This is a genomic window from Roseateles sp. NT4 (assembly GCF_051857475.1).
Classification (GTDB): domain Bacteria; phylum Pseudomonadota; class Gammaproteobacteria; order Burkholderiales; family Burkholderiaceae_C; genus Pelomonas.
Genome location: NZ_JBPZGZ010000001.1, coordinates 853,844 through 868,287, shown reverse-complemented (window position 1 = coordinate 868,287; position 14,444 = coordinate 853,844). Strand labels below are relative to the sequence as shown.

Here is a 14,444-nt window from a genome sequence, read left to right as displayed (position 1 = left end):
CTTATTTGCGAATGCAACTGATTATCATTTGCGTTTTAAAGGCATTTGAGATCGGATGTACGAGTGAAACGCAGAGAGTTCATGCGCGCCGGGGCCTATGCAGCGGGCAGCGCGGCCATCGCTCCCTTGCTGCAGGCCTGCGGCGGTGGCGGCGCGGCAGGCGAGACCGTGTCGGCCAACAACGGCTACCGCCAGACCAACCTGGTCGCCACGTCGGCCAAGTATTCGCCGCTGATCGTGCAGCCGGGCCTGGTGGACGCCTGGGGCGTGGCCAACCGGCCGGCCGGCGCAGGCGGGCATTTCTGGGTGACGGCCAGCGGCGTCTCCTACGAATACGTCGGCGACGTCAACGGCACGCCGCTGCACACCGACGGCCTGGCCGAGGTGGCCCTGCCGGCCTCGTCGGCGGGGGAGGGCGCGTCCAATGGCGTCATCTTCAATACCGGCAGCCATTTCGTCATCACCCAGGCCCACGCCAACGGCCCCATCACGGCGCCGGCCAAGTTCCTGTTCTGTTCCGACAACGGCGTGCTGTCCGCCTGGACCGAGCGCCAGCGCGCTGACGGCGGCTTCGACCGCCCGGTGGATGCCATCACCGTGCTGGACGACAGCGCCAACGGTTCGTCCTTCTTCGGCCTGGCCGTGCTGCCCGCCATGGACGGCTTGCTGCTGAACGACTTCGGCGCCAACCCCACGCCGCGGCTCCGCTACCTCAGCGCCAACCTCGTCGAGGAGCCGCTGGGCACGCGCTTCGCCAACCCCTTCCTGTCGGGCGCCTTCAAGCCCGGCGATCTGGTGCCCTTCAATGTGCACACGGTGACGATCAACGGCGTGGCCTCGGTCTTCGTCATGTACGTCAACACCAGCGTCGACCCCAAGACGGGCGCACTGGTGCCCGCCGTCGAAGACGCCGGCCGCGGCCGTGGCCGTCTGGTGCAGTACTCGCCGGCAGGCCAGCTGATCGCCACCTGGGACGACCGCGGCGCGCTGAACGGACCCTGGGGCATCGTGATGGCGCCTGCCAACTTCGGCCCCTTCTCCAACCAGCTCATCGTCGGCAACTTCTCGGACGGCACCCTGGTCGGCTTCGACGTCACCACGCGCCGGGCCACCGAGTACATGCGCGACACGGCCGGCAACAAGGTCGTCATCCAGGGCCTGTGGGGCCTGCTGTTCGGCAACGGCCAGAGCCTGGGCGACAGCAACGCGCTGTATTTCGGCGCCGGCCCGGAAGACGAGACCGCCGGCATCTTCGGCTCGCTGCGCTACGCGGGGGCCTGAGGTGAAAAGGCCCCTCGCCCAGTCTTGCCTCGCTGAACGCGGGCAAGTCCAGTCGGTCCCCCGCGGGGACGGCGATGCCCGCGGCATCAAGCCGCAAGCACATCGCCAAGGCGGGCCGGCTAGGGAGCGGCCCGGCGCTCGGCCCGAAAGAGTAATCAACACTGAAATGACAAAACACATCCCCTTGGCGCTGGCCGCCACTCTCGCGCTCGCCCTGACACCCGCCGCGCAAGCCTCCGAACCGCTGTTCGGCTACACCTACACGGCCGAGACCCTGCCCGCCAACGCGCTGGAAGGTGAGATCTGGTCCACCTACCGCGCCAAGAAGTCCCAGGGCACCTACAAGCTGTTCCAGAACCGCGCCGAGCTGGAATACGGCGTGACCGATCGCTGGACGATGTCCTTCTACGTCAACCGCTACTCGGTCGTGGCCGAGAACAACAACTCCATCGCCTCGCGCAACAACTACATGGCCATCGGCGATGGTGACGAAGTGACCGGCGGCGGCCCTGTCACCTTCGGCTCCTACGTGCCCTTCCTGGACAAGCTGCCACTGCCCGCGTCGCGCTACAAGAAGTCGGGCCACGAGAGCGTGTCGATCGAGAGCGTCTACCAGCTGCTCAGTCCCTATAAGGACGGCATCGGCTTGGCCGGCTATGTGGAGTACACCCACGGCCCGCGCGTGCGCGAGCTGGAGCTGAAGGCCATCGTGCAGAAGAACTTCATGGAAGACCGCCTGGTGCTGGCCGGCAATCTCGCGGTGGAGCTGGAGCGCGAGAACTGGTCGCAGCTGGGCTTCGAGAAGGAAGCCAAGATCGAGCTGTCAGGCGGCGCGTCCTATCTGTTCGCGCCCGGCTGGCGCGCCGGCGTGGAACTGCGCAACGAGCGCGGCTACAAGGGCCACGGCTTCGGCAACGGTGCACGCGACTATTCGGCGTGGTTCGCCGGCCCCAATCTCGTGTTCAGCGCGCAGAAGTGGTCCGTCAACCTGGCCATGACGACGCAGATGCCCTGGGCCAGCGCCTACTCGGACGCGGCCAAGGCCGAGCTGGTCGACGACCGCGTCTACAAGTCCACCGAGAAGCTCAACGCGCGGCTGCGCGTGTCGTACAGCTTCTGATGACCCCGCTGAACCCCTGGCTGGTGCCGGTGGCGCTGTGCGCGCCACTGCAGGCCTTCGCGGTGCAGTACCTGACCGTGGAGGCCGCGCAGCAGCTGATGTTCCCGGCCGCGACCGAGTTCAAGCCGCGCGCCTTGCTGCTGACCGCCGCCCAGCGCGAAACCATTGCGCGCGCCGCCGGCACGCCGGTGCGCACGGCCGAGGTCCGGTGCTGGGAGGCGCGCGGCGCCTCCGGGGTGCTGGGCCTCGTGCTGGTCGACGAGGTCATCGGCAAGCACGAATTCATTACCTATGCCGTGGCGCTGAAGCCCGACGGCAGCGTGCTGCAGGTCGAGATCCTGGACTACCGCGAGACCTATGGCGGCCAGGTTCGCCAGCCGGCCTGGCGCGCGCAGTTCGTCGGCAAGACGGCGGCCGACGCCGTGCGCATCGACAAGAACATCCAGAACCTGGCGGGGGCCACGCTGTCCAGCGTGCACGTCACCGATGGCATCCGCCGACTGCTGACCACCTATGAGCTGGCGCTGCGAACGTCGCCGTAGGGCCAGGCCAGCCCTGGGCACCCTCGTCGACATCACCATCGACACGGCCGATCCCGGTCAAGCTCATGCCGCCTTCGAAGCCGCCTTTGCCGAGGTGCGGCGCATCCATGACCTGATGAGCGTCCACGACGAGGGCAGCGATCTCGCGCGCCTGGCCCGGCAGGCCCATCTGGCGCCGGTCGCCGTGCATGCCGACACACTCGCCGTGCTGCGGTTGGCGCTGAGGGTGTATGCACTGTCGGAGGGTGTCTTTGACCCCAGCGCAGGCAGTGGCGGGAGCCTGGCCGATGTCGTCATCGGCGCGGAGGGGCGGGTGGGGTTCCGCCGCCCGCTGAAGCTCGACTTCGGCGGCATTGCCAAGGGCCATGCCGTCGACTGCGCGATCCATGCGCTGGCCAAGCTGGGTGTGGCCGGCGCCCTCGTCAACGCAGGGGGCGACATGCGCGCCTTCGGCGACGCGAGCCATCCCGTGCAACTGCGCATGGCCGACGGTGTGCAGACAGTGGCGATGCTGAAGGACGCGGCCATGGCCAGTTCCCGCGCGGACCCGTCCGGCAGCCACTTCGATGCTCGCAATGGAAGCGCGGTCATGCGCGACGACTCCATCGTGGTTCACGCCACGTCGGCGGCTGTCGCGGATGCGTTGACCAAGGTCGCCTTGGTCAGCACGCCACTGGCAGATCGCGCCTGCGCCGCCCTCGACGCCGAGTGGCGCGCCTTCCCCTACGCCGCATGAGACCCACCTTGCGTCTGACGAGTTGGCATCAGCTGATGGTGTTTGCCGTCCTGGCCGGGCTGCTGGCCAGCGGCGTGGTCTGGCTGGTGTTCCAGTTCCTCGGCGAACCCGAAGTCATGGGCATGCACCCTGCGCAAGCCTGGAGCCTGCGCATCCATGGCGGTTTGGCGATGCTGGCGCTGGTGGTCGTCGGCAGCCTGCTGCCCCATCACGCCCTGGCCGCCTGGCGAACGGGACGCAACCGGCTCAGCGGCGGCACGATGCTGGCGTTGCTGGCCCTGCTGGCTCTAAGCGGCTGGCTGCTGTACTACGCCGGCTCACCCGCGTTGCGCGATGCAGCGAGCCTTTGCCACTGGCTGATGGGCCTGGCCACGCCCCTGCTGCTGGCCTGGCACTGGCGGCAGCGCCGACGCGAAAAGGGGTAGCCCCACAATCACAAGTAGTACGCCGCTCGAAGCGCTCTCGAGAGCTTTGGCCACCCACCATGATCAAGCTCCTTTCGACGATCCTGAAGTACGTATGCCCATTGCTTGTCGCGGCCTTGCCCTGCGTCATGGCGGTGGGTTTCGTGTCGCCATGGTCAGTGGCTCAGGAGGCGCTGGGGCCGGTCGCAACGCGCGGGAGTGTCTTGATCGGCTGGTCTTACCGCGTTCGATCCGCTGGCGCTGTCACTAGCGAAAGGCGTGAACAGACCTACGCGGTCATGCCGACGTTGAAGACGATCACTGTCATTGAAGAAGACGGCAAGGTGCGGACTGAAGAAGAAGAAAACGGCCTCGTGGGAACCGTGATCAGCTACGGCTTGGTGTGTTTCGGGACTTGGTGGTTCTGGTTCCGCAAGCGGTCAGCCGAGGGTGCGAAGGCCGCCTAGGTTCCCGCCCTGAAAGGCCAGGCGCTGGCTCGAATCCTGAATCTTGCTTCGCTCACTCATTTTGTATACATTTATCCAATGCCGCATCCAACCACGGCCTTGGCTCTCGCGCAGCGCCTGAGGCAAGAGATCAACGAAGGCGCCTGGCCGCCAGGCGAGGTGTTGAGACAGGAAGAACTCGCCGTGCGCTATGGGGCCAGCCGAATCCCCGTGCGCGAGGCCTTGCAGCTGCTGGGCAGCGAAGGCTTGATCGAGGTCGTTCCCAACCGCGGCGCGCACATCCCCATGCTGTCCGCCGCGCAGCTGACCGAAATCTTCGAGCTGCGCCTGATGCTGGAAACCTTCCTGCTGACGCGAGCCATCGACGGGCACACGCCCAAGACCCTGGTGCGCCTGGAGGCCGTCCAGGCCGAGTTGGAACTGGAGGACAGCCGCAGCGGCTGGCTCGCCGGCGATCGCAGCTTCCACGAGACCCTCTATGAACCCGCGCACAAGCCCCAAACCCTGCAGATGGTGATGCAACTGCGCGGGCGGGTCGAGCGATTCGCGCTGCGCGACATGGGGCCGGACACGCGCCGCACGGCCTGGGGGCATGAGCACCGCGCGCTCATCGCAGCCGTCAAGCAGAAAGACGCTGCTGCCGCGAGCACCTGCCTGGCCGAGCACCTGAACGAAACCCACCGCGCCATCGCGAACCACCTCGCCGCGCCGAACGCCAACCCACGCTGACAACCCACATCAGGAGCACCGAATGTCCCGCGGAGAACATCACTACGCCGTCAAGGTCGTCTGGACGGGCAACCGCGGCAGCGGTACATCGGCCTATGCAGCCTATGGCCGCCAACACCTCATCTCGGCCGGCAGCAAGCCCGACATCCCCGGCTCATCCGACCCGGCCTTCCGCGGCGATGCCGACCGCTGGAACCCTGAGGATCTCGTCGTCGCGGCGGCGTCCGCCTGCCACAAGCTCTGGTATCTGCACCTGTGCGCGGAAGCCGGCATCGCCGTCATGCGCTATGAGGACGATGCCGAGGGCACGATGAAGGAAGACGCCAACGGCGGCCGCTTCACAAGCATCACGCTGCGGCCCAAGGTGGGCGTGCGCCCCACGGACGATGTCGAGAAGGCCCTGGCCCTGCACCACGTCGCCCACGAGAAATGTTACGTGGCCAATTCGCTCAACTTCCCCATAGTCTGCGAGCCCGAAGTGCAGCCCGTGGCCGCGTCCTGAAGGCTCAGCCGCCGACTTCGGCCTCGGTGTCGCAATCCATGCAGTCCTCGATGGGCGGAGCCGGCAGGTGCAGGTCGCTGTGCAGCTGGCGCAGCGCGGTGCGCAGGCCTTCCTCGACGACCGGGTGATAGAAAGGGCAGTCCAGCATCTGCTGCACGGTGTCGCCGCGCTGCACGCTCCAGGCCAGCAGATGGCCAAGATGTTCGGCCGACGGCCCGATCATCTCGGCACCCAGCAGCTTGCCCGTGCCGCGCTCGGCGTAGACATGCAAGCCACCGCGGTTGACCCCCATGACGCGGCTGCGGCCCTGGTCGGCAAAGCTGACGCGGCCGGTGTCGAACTCCCGCCTGGTTGCCACCAGCTCGGCATGGCTGGCGCCGGCAATGGCAATCTGCGGCTCGCTGAAGACGATGGCGAGCGGCGCACGGCGCGGCCGGGCATGCACATCGGGCCAGCGGGCTGCGTTGTCACCCGCGATGCGGCCGGCGTCTGACGCTTCATGCAACAGCGGCCGGTCATTGGTCACGTCGCCGGCGATGAAGACCGGCATGCCGCCCCACTGGCTGGTGTGGCGGTCGATCAACGGATGGCCCTCGGCGTCGCGCGGCAGGTTCAGCGCTTCCAAGCCCAGGTTGTCGAGATTGGCCTGCCTGCCTGCCGTGCACAGCAAGGCTTCGAAGCGCTCGCCGCCGATGACGACTTCGTCGCCGTCCAGCACGGGGTCGAGCTTGTCGGCATTCAGCGTCAGCGGCAGGTCCTCGGCGAACAGCTTCTGGGCCAGGGGCTGCAATTCGGGGTCGGTCAGCGGGCCGACGCGGTTGCCGCGCGCGAACAGGCGCACGCGCACACCGAGCTTGTGCAGGGCCAGGGCCAGCTCCAGGCCGATGACGCCGGCGCCGACGACGGCCAGCGACTTGGGCAGGTCGACCCAGTCAAACACATCGTCGTTGACGAGCAGCTTGGCGCCCAGCCGCTCACGCCAGCCGGAGGGCACAAAGGGCTGTGAGCCGGTGGCGATGACGACGGTCCTGGCCTTGATCGGCTGCCCTTCGACATCCAGCGCGCCGAGCCCGGTGAAGCGGGCCCGGCCGAACAGCCGTGTCGACTCCGGCCAGCCGTGGATGGTCTCGAGCACGAAGCCGACGAAGCGGTCCCGCTCGCTGCGCACCCGCTGCATGACGGCCCGGCCATCGATGCGCGGCGCCTCGGCCTGCACGCCGAAGCGATGGGCTTCGCGCACGGCCTGGGCCGCCTCCGCCGCGGCGATCAGCAGCTTGCTGGGCATGCAGCCGACGCGCGCACAGGTGGTGCCGTAATGGGCCGCCTCGATGAGCAGCACCTTGTCGGTATGCACGCGGGCGGCACGGTAGGCGGCCATGCCGGCGGTGCCGGCGCCGATGATGGCAACGTCGCAGTGGAGGGTCATGGTGAGGGGGGCTTTCTGAGGGTCTTCGAGGGCAGTTCGCCGAAGAGGTCGCGGTAGCGGGTCCCGAAATGACCCAGGTGCTCGAAGCCGACATCACTGGCGGCCTGCGAGACGCTGAGATCCTGGGAGGCGTCGCCAGCAGCCGCTGGCGCACCGCGTTCAGGCGCAGGCTGCGCAGATAGTGGACGGGTGTGGTGCCCGCCACCTGGCGGAAGCCGTTCTGCAGGCTGCGGCGGCTGGTGCGCAGGCGCTGGCAGAGGGCGTCGATGTCAGGTGGCGCGTCGCCACCCGCGGCAACCAGCCGATGGCAGGCCGCGACGATATAGGCCGCCGAGGCGCTGCCCGCCCGCTGCACGGGCCCAGCGGCAGCATCGAAGAGATCGGTCAGCGCGGCAAATACGGGCGGTGCCGAGGACGCTTGCAGCAGCACGCGGCGCAGCGCCTCCAGTTCCGCAGGCGGCGCTTGCACGCTGGAGCGCGACAGCAGTACATGTGCCGGTGCGCTCCAGGGCCGCGCGTCCAGCAGGCGGCGGAAGGTTTCCGCATCGAAGCTGCAGGCCAGCAGGGCCATGCCGGGCGGGCGTTGCAACATGAACTCCTGGCCGGCGCGCAGCACGAAGATCAGGTCGTCCTGCAACGGATGACCCTGCATCCAGGGCTGTCCGGCGCCACGGCCATGCAGCATCGCAAAGCAGATCTGGCCGGCGGGCAGGCAGCCCTGCTGCACCACGCGCTCGCTCATCCATTTGCGGAACACATGCAAACCGGGAGAGGCCGTCTCGATGAGGGCGCTGCGCATCAGGCCGGGCGACAACTGGACATAGCGCTGCGCCCACTCGGGCGCCGAGGCGCCATGCAGGTGGAAGTCGTCGAAGACGTCGAGGCGGATCGCCATGCGGGCAAGGATAGCCGCCGAGGTGATGCCCCAAGGCCCCCACGTTTTGCCGATTTGGGCTAACGGTCCTCCTCACCCGCCGCCCACACTGGTGGCGAAGGAGGACCGCAACGATGTGGACCCGACGCGCCGCGCTGGCCATGTGCCTGGCGGCTTCAGCCCTGAAAGCCGACGCCATGAACCTCGACGACCTGAAGACCCAGCTGCTGGGCCACTGGAGCAGCCTGGCTCCCGAGCTGCGCCCCAGCAGCCTGAAGAACCCGGACGGCAGCCTCAAGCCCTTCCACCTGAAGCGCGATTTCAGCTACTCGACGGGTGACCGTTTCGAGCTGGTCGTCACCCAGTACGCCGACCCGATGGGCCGCGTGCCGCTGGCGCGCATCCTCATCCGCGGCCACATGCTGTGGCGGGGCGATCACCCCGTCGCACCCGGTGCGCAGAAAGTCGACTTCGTGGCCGACGAGGCCTACGAGGTCACGCCGCTGATCCAGGGCTTTGCCGACCTGATGAACCAGGCGGCGACCCAGGGCTATGCCAAGTGGGAGGTCGGCGCAGCGCAGAGCGTCTTCGGCAAGAACTTCGCGCCGTTTGGCCTCGCCGAGGGCAAGAACTTCATGGAGTACGACCTCGTCCACCTGAGCAACGGCCTGCTGTTCTGGGGCGCCCGCCACATCGACGGGCGCGGCTTCGACAGCGAGGCGAACCGGCCGACGAATCTGCAGATCCCGCTGGCGCGCAAACCCTAGTCCTCGCTGCGGCCCAGGCTCTCGCGGTCGCGCTCGTAGTGATGCGCCAACGGAAAAGGCGGCAACCAGGTTTCACGCCGCACGGTCCAGAGCTCGTAGCTTGGTTGGAACTGGTCGGGCGCATCGAGCGCGCCGAGATTCACCTCAACCTCATCCCCACTGCGGCTGAAGACGGACGAACCACAGCGCGGGCAGAAGTGGCGCCCGGCGTAGTCGCGCGTCTCGCCCGTGATCGCCACCGACTGCTGCGCAAAGATCGCCGAGGCATGGAAGAGAGCCCCATGGTGCTTGCGGCAGTCCAGGCAGTGGCAGAGGCCGACGCGGTAGGGCCGCCCCGTCGCGACGAAGCGGACATCGCCGCAAAGACAGCCGCCGGTGACTTCCATGCGAGTCTCCTTTCAGCAAGGATTCAACGCGACGGCCGCCGCGCGGCTTCCTCGCGCAAGCAATTGAGCATCAGCTCGGCGCCGGGTGACAGCTGGTGGGCGCGGCGGGTGACGATGCCATAGGCGTCCATGCGCAGGCCGAGTTCAAAGTCCAGCACGGTCAGCAAGCCGGCTTCCAGATAGGGCTTGACCAGTTCCGCGGGCAGGGCGGAGACCATGTCGGACTGGCTCAGCAGGGCGGTCACGACGGGCAGGGACAGCGTCTCGACGGTTTGTTGAGGTTGGTCCAGGCCGGCACTGAGGAAGAGGGCGGTCAGGCGGTCGCGCAGGATGCTGCCGCCGGGCGGCAATATCCAGCTCTGGCGGGCCAACTCGGGCAGGCTGAGGTCGCTGCGGCCTGCCAGCGGGTGGCCGGCACGCACGATGAGGCTGTGGGGCTCGTCGGTCAGGGGCTCGAAGCTGAGCTGGGCGGCCGACTCGCTGTCCAGCACGCGGCCGATGACGAGATCGAGCTCGCCGTTCTGCAGATGCTGGATGAGGATCTTGCTGGTGTCGACCGAGATGGCGACATGCACGCGCGGCTGGCGTTGCTTGAGCAAGGTGATGGCGGCCGGCAGCAGCGTCGTCGAGGGCGTCAGCACGGCGCCGACGGCCACGCGGCCCGACAAGCCGGACAGCAGCTCCATGACCTCCTGGTGGCCGGCATCCAGCTCGGCCAGCGCCGCACCGGCGCGGCGGATCATGACCTCGCCATACCAGGTGGGTGCCACGCCGCGCGGCAGGCGCTCGAAGAGCTTGACGCCCAGGGCATGTTCCAGGTCGGCCAGCAGCTTGGAGGCGGCGGGCTGCGTCAGGTTGGCGGCCTGGGCCGCATGCAGGATCGAACCATGCCGCCCCAGCTCCACCAACAGCACCAGCTGGCGGGTTTTCAGGTGGGAGCGGACGAAGCGGTCCGAACGGGGATCGGTCATTCGTGATAGAGCTGCGATCGCCCGCCGTCGATGAGGATGTCGGTGGCGTTGATGAAGCGGGCTTCATCGCTGGCGAGGAAGAGGGCAGTGTAGGCAACCTCGATGGGCTCGCCGATGCGCTTCGATGGCAGCAGCTCCACCTGGCGCCTCGCGTCCTCGGGCGATCTGTCCAGCCATTCGACGACGCGCTCCGACAGGATCAGCCCCGGCGAAATCGAGTTGACGCGCACATTGCGCGCCGCGTACTGGATGCCCAGGGCCTTGGTCATGCCGATCAGTGCGTGCTTGGCCACCGGATAGGGGAAGGCGTTGGGGATGATGCGATGGCCATGCACCGAAGCGATGTTGACGATGCTGCCGCCGCCCGTCTCCAGCATGCCGGGCAGCACGGCGCGGCTGCAATGCATGGCGCCGTCCAGGTCCACCGCAAAGCAACGCTGCCACTGGGCCGTCGTCATGGCCAGCGGCTCGGTGAAGACGTCCATGCCGGCGTTGTTGATGAGGACATTGATGGGCCCGAAGCGCTCGGCGCCGCGGGCCGCCATGGCGCGCACGGCCGCTTCGTCGGCGATGTCGGCCGGGACGAACATCGCCCGGTCCTCGCCCAGTTCTTCGATCAGCGCCTCGCCGTGGGCGTCGGCATTCAGGCCATTCAGGATGACCTTGGCGCCTTCGGCGACGAACAGCCGTGCGACGGCCTTCCCTATGCCCTGGGTGGAACCGGTCACCAGGGCGACCTTGCCTTGCAGTCGGTCAGCCACGGCGCTCGCCTCGCGTCTTCAATTGGTCGAGAAGAACAGCTGCCAGAAGGATCAGGCCGCGCACCAGGTATTGGTAGAAGGCATCGACGTTGAGCAGATTCATCACGTTCTCGACCGTGCCCATGATGAGCACGCCGATGACGACGCCGAAGATGCGCGCCTTGCCGCCCTGCAGCGACACGCCGCCCAGCACGCAGGCCGAGATGACGTCCAGCTCGAAGCCGGTGGCGGCATTGGGCTGGCCGCTGGTGATGCGGGCCGACAGGATCAGCCCGGCCAGGGCCGTGACCACGCCCTGCAGCAGGAAGATCCACACCCGCAGCCTCTCCACACGCACGCCGGCCAGCCGGGCCGCCTCCGGGTTGCCGCCGATGGCCAGGGTGTTGCGGCCGAAGACGGTGTGATTGAGCAGCACGCCGAAGATGACAAAGCACAGCGCGGTCATCCAGATCGGCAGCGGCAGGTTCAGGAAAGTGGTGTCGCCGAAGCTGATGAAGCCTTCGTCGGCAATGCCCACCGCCTGGCCATGGGAGGCGATGAAGGCCAGGCCGCGCACCATCAGCATGGTGGCCAAGGTCGCGATCAACGCATTGACACGCAGATAGGCGATCAACACGCCGTTGCCGGCACCGATCAGCGCGCCGGCAAGCAGGCCGGCACCAATGGACAGGCCCACGCTGCCGGTGCGCTCCAGCACCATGGCGCCCAGCACGCCGGCAAAGGCTATTGTTGAGCCCACGCTGAGGTCGAAGTCCCGCGAGGCCAGGCACAGCATCATGGTGCAGGCCACCATGCCGATCTGGGCCACCGACAGCAGCAGGCCGACGATGTTGGCGCCGGAGAAGAAGTTCTCGACGCTGAAGGCCAGCACGACGAAGAGCAGGCCGTAGCCCAGCGTCATGCTGTGTTCCTTTAGCAGGGCGCGGGACGTGGTCGACATGGCGGGGCGTTGCGTAAGAGTGGTCGTGTTCATGATCAATGCAGGGCGGCGGAGGCACCGTCCGGTAGTGCCAGGGCGAGCGCAGTGGTCTCGCTGGCGTCGGTACGCGAGAGCTCGCCGCTGATGTGGCCGTCGCGCATGACGATGAGGCGGTCGGAGATGCCCAGCACCTCGGGCAGCTCGCTGGAGATGACGATGACGCAGCAGCCCGAAGCGGCCACGTCGTGGATGATCTTGTAGATCTCGTTCTTGGCGCCCACGTCGATGCCGCGTGTCGGCTCGTCGAGGATCAGCACCTTGAGTCCCGGCTCGGCCAGCCAGCGCGCCAGGATGACCTTCTGCTGGTTGCCGCCCGACAGCAGGCGGATCTCCTGGTCGCGGCTCGGCGTCTTGACGCGCAGCTTCTGGATGAAGTCGTCGGCGCGCCGGGCCTCCTGGCGGTGGCGCAGGAAGATGCCGCCGGCCAGGCCGTGGCGGCGGCAGCTGATGTTGATGTTCTCGGCCACCGAGGAGTGAGCCAGGATGCCCTGCTCCTTGCGGTCTTCGGGGCAGAGCACGATGCCGGCAGCAATCGCGTCGGCCGGGCTGCCGGCAGACACCCTTTTTCCGTCCAGCAGCACCTCGCCGCCGCGGCGCGCATCAGCACCATAGAGCAGGCGCATCAGCTCGCTGCGGCCGGCACCGACCAGGCCGAAGAAGCCCAGCACCTCGCCGCCGCGCATGGCGAAGCTCAGCGGCTCGGGCAGGCGGGCGCTGTGCAGGCCGCGCGCTTCCAGGCGCACGGGGCCGTGCTGCCGGCTGCGGTAGTCGTAGATGTCCTGCAGCTCGCGGCCCACCATGTCGGCAATCAGCCGCTCGCGCGGCACTGAAGCCATCACGTCGTGTGTGACGATCTTGCGGCCGTCGCGGAAGATGGTGCAGGCGTCGCAGAGCTCGTACAACTCCTCCAGCCGGTGCGAGATGTAGATCAGCGTGCGGCCCTCGGCGCGCAGGCGCTTGACGAGGCGGAACAGGATTTCGGTCTCGCGGTGGGACAGGCTGCTGGTGGGCTCGTCGAAGGCGATGACCTTGGCATCCTGCATGACGGCCTTGCAGATCTCCACCATCTGGCGCTGGGCGATGGACAGCTCCGACAGGCGCGCGGCCGGGTCCAGGTCCACACCGATGGCGGCCAGTTGCTCGGCGACCAGCCGCCGCGCGGCCTTGTGGTCGACCAGGCCGAAGCGTGTCGGCAGCCGGCCCAGCAACACGTTCTCGGCCACCGTCAGCTCGGCCACGTATTGCAGCTCCTGGTGGATGATGGCCACGCCGGCCGCGATGGCGTCGCCGGCGGATGTGAAGTGGCGCTCCTGGCCGTCTAGCAGCAGGCGGCCACCGTCGGGCTTGTACTGGCCGCCGAGGATCTTCAGCAGCGTGCTCTTGCCCGCACCGTTCTCGCCCAGCAGGCCCATGACCTGGCCCGGCCTCGCCTCGAAGCTCACCCCGTTCAGCGCCTTGACGCCCGGGAAGACCTTGCTGATGTTGTCGAACTGCAGTGAAGCCATTTCAGAGGCCCATCTGCTTTCTGAGCTCGGCCTGGTTCTGGCGCGTCATCAGCGTGCCGCTGGTCAGCGTGACCGGCGGCGGCGTCTTGCCGGCGGTGGCCCACTCGTAGATGGCGACGGCCGTCTCGTAGCCATGGCGCCTGGGGCTGATCAGCACCGTGCCGTAGAAGGCCGTCGGCGTGGGCTTGGTGAACTCGTTCAGCGCCGTCTGGCTGCCGCCGATGCCGATGGCCAGCATGGCGTCCTGCTTGATGCCGCGGCCTTCGGCGGCGCGCACCGCGCCCAGGGCTGCCTCGTCGTTGAGGCCGAAGGCCACCCAGCGCTTGAACTTGGCATTCTTGGTGAAGGCGATGTTGGCGGCGTTGAAGGCGCTCTCGGTGTCGGTCTTGGCTTGGGGGGCGTCGACGACATTGGCGGCCGGTACGCCGGCGGCCTTCAGCGCATCGACGGCGCCCATGGTGCGGTCCTTGGCGGTGGGCAGTTGGTCGAAGGCCACGCGCAGCACGCCGACTTCATCGAGCTTCCAGCCGCGCACTTTCATCTCGGCCAGCAACCCTTGGCCCACCTGCTTGCCGATCTCGTAGCCCGAGATGCCCATGTGGGGGATGTCGGCGATGGGCTTGCCGGCACCATCGACGAGCTGGTCGTCCACCGACATGACCTTGAGGTTGTGGCGCTTGGCGGCGCGATTCACGGCCACGCCCAGCTTGACGTCGGGTGCGCAGATGACGAAGCCGATGGCCTTCTGCGCCGCCAGGTTGTCGATGGCGGCCATCATCTTCTCGCCATTGGGGATGCCGATCTTCACGAGCGTGAAGCCCTTGTCCTTGGCGGCCTGTTCGGCAAACTTCCATTCGTCCTGGAACCAGGGTTCCTCGGCCTGCTTGACGAGAAAGCCGACCTTGACCGGATCGGCGGCCACCGCGACCACCGGCAGGGCCAGCAGGGCGAGGGTGAGGGCGCGGCGTTGCATCTTCATCATCTTGTCGTCTCC

The 14,444-nt window shown here is 67.6% G+C and carries 18 protein-coding genes and 1 pseudogene; 10 read left to right on the top strand and 9 right to left on the bottom strand.

From position 1 onward, the window contains the following. Positions 1-63 precede the first annotated feature (63 nt). The 8 genes from ACS5PN_RS04085 (at position 64) to ACS5PN_RS04050 (ending at position 5,781) form a co-directional block, all read left to right on the top strand. Complete coding sequence (locus ACS5PN_RS04085; protein ID WP_439462658.1) at positions 64-1,281, top strand: TIGR03118 family protein; 1,218 nt, start codon at positions 64-66, stop codon at positions 1,279-1,281. A gap of 166 nt (positions 1,282-1,447) precedes the next feature. After that, the gene (locus ACS5PN_RS04080) at positions 1,448-2,401 is read left to right on the top strand and encodes a DUF6662 family protein (RefSeq protein ID WP_439462657.1); all 954 of its coding nucleotides are present in this window, start codon (positions 1,448-1,450) and stop codon (positions 2,399-2,401) included. Further along, the gene (locus ACS5PN_RS04075) at positions 2,401-2,943 is read left to right on the top strand and encodes an FMN-binding protein (protein ID WP_439462656.1); all 543 of its coding nucleotides are present in this window, start codon (positions 2,401-2,403) and stop codon (positions 2,941-2,943) included. Before ACS5PN_RS04080 ends, ACS5PN_RS04075 begins: the two co-directional genes overlap by 1 nt. After that, positions 2,915-3,679 (top strand): FAD:protein FMN transferase, encoded by a 765-nt coding sequence (locus tag ACS5PN_RS04070; protein WP_439462655.1) that lies wholly within the window; start codon positions 2,915-2,917, stop codon positions 3,677-3,679. The genes ACS5PN_RS04075 and ACS5PN_RS04070 overlap by 29 nt, the downstream gene beginning before the upstream one ends. Then, entirely contained in the window at positions 3,676-4,104 is a 429-nt protein-coding gene (locus ACS5PN_RS04065) for a DUF4405 domain-containing protein (protein ID WP_439462654.1), read from the top strand. The genes ACS5PN_RS04070 and ACS5PN_RS04065 overlap by 4 nt, the downstream gene beginning before the upstream one ends. A gap of 59 nt (positions 4,105-4,163) precedes the next feature. After that, positions 4,164-4,550, top strand: coding sequence for a hypothetical protein (locus ACS5PN_RS04060; RefSeq protein WP_439462653.1), 387 nt, complete (start codon positions 4,164-4,166; stop codon positions 4,548-4,550). 78 nt (positions 4,551-4,628) lie between these two features. Continuing rightward, a complete protein-coding gene (locus ACS5PN_RS04055) occupies positions 4,629-5,279 on the top strand; it encodes a GntR family transcriptional regulator (protein WP_439462652.1) in 651 nt (216 codons plus the stop codon). Positions 5,280-5,301: 22 nt separating this feature from the next. After that, a complete protein-coding gene (locus ACS5PN_RS04050; protein ID WP_439462651.1) occupies positions 5,302-5,781 on the top strand; it encodes an OsmC family protein in 480 nt (159 codons plus the stop codon). 4 nt (positions 5,782-5,785) lie between these two features. Here the strand turns inward: ACS5PN_RS04050 and ACS5PN_RS04045 are convergent, their stop codons facing one another. The 3 genes and pseudogenes from ACS5PN_RS04045 to ACS5PN_RS04035 all read right to left on the bottom strand — a co-directional run. Further along, complete coding sequence (locus ACS5PN_RS04045; protein ID WP_439462650.1) at positions 5,786-7,207, bottom strand: dihydrolipoyl dehydrogenase; 1,422 nt, start codon at positions 7,205-7,207, stop codon at positions 5,786-5,788. Beyond that, the gene (locus ACS5PN_RS04040; RefSeq protein WP_439463691.1) at positions 7,204-7,284 is read right to left on the bottom strand and encodes a hypothetical protein; all 81 of its coding nucleotides are present in this window, start codon (positions 7,282-7,284) and stop codon (positions 7,204-7,206) included. Before ACS5PN_RS04040 ends, ACS5PN_RS04045 begins: the two co-directional genes overlap by 4 nt. Positions 7,285-7,352: 68 nt before the next feature. Continuing rightward, a pseudogene (locus ACS5PN_RS04035) lies at positions 7,353-7,562 on the bottom strand (helix-turn-helix domain-containing protein); the annotation flags it as partial. On the opposite strand from ACS5PN_RS04035, the gene ACS5PN_RS04030 reads away from it, so the two are divergent. Further along, entirely contained in the window at positions 7,512-8,165 is a 654-nt protein-coding gene (locus ACS5PN_RS04030) for a hypothetical protein (protein ID WP_439463713.1), read from the top strand. The pseudogene ACS5PN_RS04035 and the gene ACS5PN_RS04030 overlap by 51 nt on opposite strands. Positions 8,166-8,215: 50 nt before the next feature. After that, the gene (locus ACS5PN_RS04025) at positions 8,216-8,848 is read left to right on the top strand and encodes a hypothetical protein (protein ID WP_439462649.1); all 633 of its coding nucleotides are present in this window, start codon (positions 8,216-8,218) and stop codon (positions 8,846-8,848) included. Here the strand turns inward: ACS5PN_RS04025 and ACS5PN_RS04020 are convergent. The 6 genes from ACS5PN_RS04020 to ACS5PN_RS03995 all read right to left on the bottom strand — a co-directional run bounded on the left by ACS5PN_RS04020 (position 8,845) and on the right by ACS5PN_RS03995 (position 14,423). Next, complete coding sequence (locus ACS5PN_RS04020) at positions 8,845-9,234, bottom strand: GFA family protein (RefSeq protein ID WP_439462648.1); 390 nt, start codon at positions 9,232-9,234, stop codon at positions 8,845-8,847. The genes ACS5PN_RS04025 and ACS5PN_RS04020 overlap by 4 nt on opposite strands. Positions 9,235-9,257: 23 nt before the next feature. Continuing rightward, positions 9,258-10,205, bottom strand: coding sequence for a LysR family transcriptional regulator (locus ACS5PN_RS04015; RefSeq protein ID WP_439462647.1), 948 nt, complete (start codon positions 10,203-10,205; stop codon positions 9,258-9,260). Next, entirely contained in the window at positions 10,202-10,966 is a 765-nt protein-coding gene (locus ACS5PN_RS04010) for an SDR family oxidoreductase (RefSeq protein ID WP_439462646.1), read from the bottom strand. The genes ACS5PN_RS04015 and ACS5PN_RS04010 overlap by 4 nt, the downstream gene beginning before the upstream one ends. Next, positions 10,959-11,867, bottom strand: coding sequence for an L-arabinose ABC transporter permease AraH (gene araH / locus ACS5PN_RS04005; RefSeq protein WP_439463690.1), 909 nt, complete (start codon positions 11,865-11,867; stop codon positions 10,959-10,961). Before araH ends, ACS5PN_RS04010 begins: the two co-directional genes overlap by 8 nt. A 74-nt stretch (positions 11,868-11,941) precedes the next feature. Beyond that, positions 11,942-13,450 (bottom strand): L-arabinose ABC transporter ATP-binding protein AraG, encoded by a 1,509-nt coding sequence (araG, locus tag ACS5PN_RS04000; RefSeq protein ID WP_439462645.1) that lies wholly within the window; start codon positions 13,448-13,450, stop codon positions 11,942-11,944. 1 nt (position 13,451) lies between these two features. Beyond that, a complete protein-coding gene (locus tag ACS5PN_RS03995; protein WP_439463689.1) occupies positions 13,452-14,423 on the bottom strand; it encodes an arabinose ABC transporter substrate-binding protein in 972 nt (323 codons plus the stop codon). Positions 14,424-14,444: the final 21 nt, after the last annotated feature.

Coding starts and splice junctions, on each gene's coding strand:
- araG (WP_439462645.1), bottom strand. CDS start 13,450: ATGGCTTCACTGCAGTTCGACAACATCAGCAAGGTCTTCCCGGGCGTC.
- ACS5PN_RS04075 (WP_439462656.1), top strand. CDS start 2,401: ATGACCCCGCTGAACCCCTGGCTGGTGCCGGTGGCGCTGTGCGCGCCA.
- ACS5PN_RS04065 (WP_439462654.1), top strand. CDS start 3,676: ATGAGACCCACCTTGCGTCTGACGAGTTGGCATCAGCTGATGGTGTTT.
- ACS5PN_RS03995 (WP_439463689.1), bottom strand. CDS start 14,423: ATGCAACGCCGCGCCCTCACCCTCGCCCTGCTGGCCCTGCCGGTGGTC.
- ACS5PN_RS04020 (WP_439462648.1), bottom strand. CDS start 9,234: ATGGAAGTCACCGGCGGCTGTCTTTGCGGCGATGTCCGCTTCGTCGCG.
- ACS5PN_RS04015 (WP_439462647.1), bottom strand. CDS start 10,205: ATGACCGATCCCCGTTCGGACCGCTTCGTCCGCTCCCACCTGAAAACC.
- ACS5PN_RS04050 (WP_439462651.1), top strand. CDS start 5,302: ATGTCCCGCGGAGAACATCACTACGCCGTCAAGGTCGTCTGGACGGGC.
- ACS5PN_RS04025 (WP_439462649.1), top strand. CDS start 8,216: ATGTGGACCCGACGCGCCGCGCTGGCCATGTGCCTGGCGGCTTCAGCC.
- araH (WP_439463690.1), bottom strand. CDS start 11,867: ATGACGCTGGGCTACGGCCTGCTCTTCGTCGTGCTGGCCTTCAGCGTC.
- ACS5PN_RS04080 (WP_439462657.1), top strand. CDS start 1,448: ATGACAAAACACATCCCCTTGGCGCTGGCCGCCACTCTCGCGCTCGCC.
- ACS5PN_RS04045 (WP_439462650.1), bottom strand. CDS start 7,207: ATGACCCTCCACTGCGACGTTGCCATCATCGGCGCCGGCACCGCCGGC.
- ACS5PN_RS04055 (WP_439462652.1), top strand. CDS start 4,629: ATGCCGCATCCAACCACGGCCTTGGCTCTCGCGCAGCGCCTGAGGCAA.
- ACS5PN_RS04030 (WP_439463713.1), top strand. CDS start 7,512: ATGGCAGGCCGCGACGATATAGGCCGCCGAGGCGCTGCCCGCCCGCTG.
- ACS5PN_RS04070 (WP_439462655.1), top strand. CDS start 2,915: ATGAGCTGGCGCTGCGAACGTCGCCGTAGGGCCAGGCCAGCCCTGGGC.
- ACS5PN_RS04060 (WP_439462653.1), top strand. CDS start 4,164: ATGATCAAGCTCCTTTCGACGATCCTGAAGTACGTATGCCCATTGCTT.